Source organism: Serratia sp. OS31 (assembly GCF_014164835.1).
Classification (GTDB): Bacteria; Pseudomonadota; Gammaproteobacteria; order Enterobacterales; family Enterobacteriaceae; genus Serratia; species Serratia liquefaciens_A.
This window is the reverse complement of sequence record NZ_JACJFQ010000076.1, coordinates 1-3,303: the sequence shown is the minus strand read 5'-3', so window position 1 is coordinate 3,303 and position 3,303 is coordinate 1. Positions and strand designations below refer to the sequence as shown.

At 47.1% G+C, this 3,303-nt stretch carries 4 protein-coding genes; 3 read left to right on the top strand and 1 reads right to left on the bottom strand.

What is annotated here, in order from left to right; genetic code table 11:
• The 3 genes from H5P17_RS26590 to H5P17_RS26235 form a co-directional block, all read left to right on the top strand.
• Window positions 1-280: hypothetical protein (locus H5P17_RS26590; RefSeq protein WP_220496977.1), on the top strand; the 280-nt coding region annotated here is incomplete at its 5' end.
• A 638-nt stretch (window positions 281-918) separates the two neighbouring features.
• Window positions 919-1,134: a hypothetical protein gene (locus H5P17_RS26240; RefSeq protein WP_182825892.1), complete on the top strand. Its 216-nt coding sequence runs from the start codon at window positions 919-921 to the stop codon at window positions 1,132-1,134.
• A 345-nt stretch (window positions 1,135-1,479) separates the two neighbouring features.
• The gene (locus H5P17_RS26235) at window positions 1,480-2,283 is read left to right on the top strand and encodes a tyrosine-type recombinase/integrase (RefSeq protein ID WP_182825891.1); all 804 of its coding nucleotides are present in this window, start codon (window positions 1,480-1,482) and stop codon (window positions 2,281-2,283) included.
• 66 nt (window positions 2,284-2,349) lie between these two features.
• On the opposite strand, the gene yjeJ is transcribed toward H5P17_RS26235, so the two are convergent.
• Window positions 2,350-3,207 carry a YjeJ family protein gene (gene yjeJ / locus H5P17_RS26230; protein ID WP_255478006.1) on the bottom strand — a complete coding sequence of 286 codons (858 nt, stop codon included), beginning with the start codon at window positions 3,205-3,207 and terminating at the stop codon, window positions 2,350-2,352.
• Between the last annotated feature and the right edge of the window lie 96 nt (window positions 3,208-3,303).

The window sequence follows — 3,303 nt, the reverse complement described above, 5'->3', positions numbered from 1 at the left end:
AAAGAGGACTATTGCCAGTATTAGGATAGGGAAGGAAGGCTTTAACTTGATTAGAAATCTTGTGAGGATGCAATCTCCGTTGTCAGTGCCAGACAGAATGGATTTGATATACCGTTTATCTGGCGCGATGAGAGATCTACCTGAGCCAAACAATAATTTTACATTATTGCTAACAGTTAAAAGACTTAATGAAGTTTTGGACGCTATAGACGCGGTTTTCAACAGTGCTTTTACCGGGCCAATTAGAAGGTGTTTGAAAGAGTTGGAACAACTGTTGTAAAGAAAAAAATGCCCTATATACATAGGGCTAAGACACACAACAACACCAGGGAAATCTTTAGGTTATCTTATATGATAGCCCCCTAATCAGATATATCATTTTGTTATAAACATATCTCCGCGATACGATAACCAAATAAAAACCAATATATTCATCTCATTATATTACACCCTGGCATATGACGACCAGTGAACTATACGTGCGAATTATTTATGTAACGTTTGCTTACATTGCATGAATGCATTTATGCATCATGTTGATGAGGTTTTATGCATTTAAAAGAATTCACTGATGGTTTATTGTTCGATATTGAACAAGTTTATCACAGTTAATGATTTATTGATTTTTGACTATTAGCAATAAAAGTAATGAAGAATTCAAGCCAACACCAGGGCTTTTGAACACCAGGGAATTCGTTTTCTTTTTTTTAAAATATCCAATAAAGCTATTACCAACATTCACCAAGGCCACAGAGTGGCCTTTTTTTAGGTTAAAGTTAACGGGGGGTTTTAAAAAATAAATTGCACCACAAGCATTTGCGATAGATTTTTTATGATATTATTTTCCTAAGCACAAGGAGTAATAAAATGACATATCTACTCGGAGCGTTAGTGTTATCTACCTAAAGGAATAAGAGAATGAATGTTGGAAATGGTATTAACACGGTTGTGTTTAATGGTGAAGTTAAGCACATAACCGATCTCGATGATATAACGCTATGTTCCGAATGGGAAAAAGTCATAAAAGAACGAAATGAACTTTATAAGATAAACAAGCTGGCTAATAAGGGGTGGCGTGGCCTTGTCCTTCGCATGATGGGTGTATCACTACCCTCTTCGGGCGCTCCGTTTTGATAGCGCTTGCGTGATTGGGCTTTACCGGTAAAGTGCCTAATTCCCCTCCCCTGCCCCCAAAAATCCGCTATAATCCCAACAGTATCAAGTGCCTGCACACCGCTGATGCTACCGGGCAGCGGTGACGGGCGTCCCGTTCGCCCGGTTCCTTTCCTGCCTGATTGGGTTTTTCTGGCGTATACCCGAAAACTCCCCAAATCCCCTCCTGACCGATCACCGGATTATTCCCGTCGCCCTACTCCCGCCCTTCTGCCACAATAAACGTCACCGGCCTTCCGGCATCCTATTTTGATGTCCGGGTGATGCAATAGTGACCAGATTGCGGAGATTGAAAAATTGACTCTTATGCCCCACAACATTTTGCAGAATTCGCGTAGCGCAATCAGCCCGATGTGGGGATTTGACCACGCCGTCCGGTTGCGTGAAATCGCGATCGCTGCCGACCTGGATCTGCCGCTCTACCTGCTGGCTCCGGAAGTGGCCGTGCTGTTGTCCTATATCCCCGATATGCATCAGCGGCTGTTCTTCGAAACGTTGTGGAATACCGGTGCTCGACCCAATGAAGCCGGTGCGCTGACACCGAACGATTTTTTCTTCCATGATGACCTGATGCCGTTCGTGCGCCTGCGTACCCTTAAGCAGCGTAAAGCCCCTCCCCGGTCGGTTGGCCGCCCTTCCCTGGAAAGCCTCGAAGAAGAGAAACGCGAGAGGGATAAGCATCCACCTCTCAGGGCGGTGCCCTTGCCGGATCCGACCTACGTCCGGCGTGTGCAGGAGTATTTCGCCACCTTCAAGGTGATGACGCGCCGGGCGACGCCGCTCTGGGGGTTCAAGAGCAGCGAAACCCCGCGCAACTGGTTAAAGGCGGCTGTAGGACGTGCTGAGCGTGACGGGGTCACGTTTTCGGTGCGCCCTATTGTGCCGAAGACATTCCGGCACAGTTACGCGGTGCATCTGTTGTTGAATGGGGTGCATATCAAGAAGGTGCAGGCGCTGATGGGACACCAACGTGTCGAGAGCACGGAGGTCTACACGAAGATATTCGCCCTGGACGTGACGCGCGACCTTGGCCTGACGTTCTCGATGCAACCGGAAGAGGCGATCGCCATGCTGGGGATCGGGGATATATCTAAGATATTATCTAGGTAATTTATCGGATGTATTCATTATAAAATATATCCGATATATTTTTATTGGTATGTATCGGATATATACTTAAGCAGTGCCTGCCGCTGAATGGGTCAGGTAGAGACGGGATAATATGTCCAGGGCAGCATCGAGTTCCATTGGCTGGTCAGTCGGATTGTGCAGGATGTGCGTATGGATGGTATCAAACCGATGCTGATAAGCGGCCAATTGAGGGTTCGCCTCTGCCACCCGCTTAGCCATGTCGAGTGTCTCTTGCGTCCCGCTTGGGATGGATGTTTTGACGATGGCCGCACATTTGACCTCCTGCTTGCTGCCGTTTTTGACGGTGTAAAGGATTGCCATGTGGTGTTTCAGTGCGTTCATTTGCCACGGATCTTGATTGAAATATTTGTAGTCCAGCTCGCCATTCGTTTTGTACTCCAACGAGTACAGCCCCATGAAATCCAGGTTAGAGATAGCGTGTTCCATCAGGGCGTCACCGCCTGCCGCCTTTAAGGTATGCAATATGTAGCCGGTGAAGATCTCGATGGCCGCATCGGGGATATCGATATTCACCTGATGGCCGTCTACGCGCTCGATACTCAGCGTGATATAGGCGTCTCCAGGCAGTGTTGAAAGTGTCTTAACGCCCTTCTTCGCATCTGGTGCTGTCAATTCAGCGTCTTTGTACTCCATCGCTTGTTGGCGGTAGCGTGCTTGTTCCTGGTAAGTTTCCTGGCTGCTTTGGGCTGTGTTGAAAGTGCCGTTTTCTTGCATCAAGGCCAGTTTGGTTTGCAGGGTAAACAGCAGACCTTTTAACTTGGGGAACGCAAAATACAACAGTTCATCGCGACCATCCTTGAGGCGGATCTTTGTCGCCAGTGCTAGGAATTGCCCTTCGCTCTTGATCGCGCCGGTGAGTAATCCAATCGCTTTGTTTTCCATCCTATTTTCCTTATCAGTGAGCTTTGCTCAATGGTAGCATTTGGGGGAGCAAAAATGCAGCGATCGATAAGGCTAATTGAATATATGTCTGATATA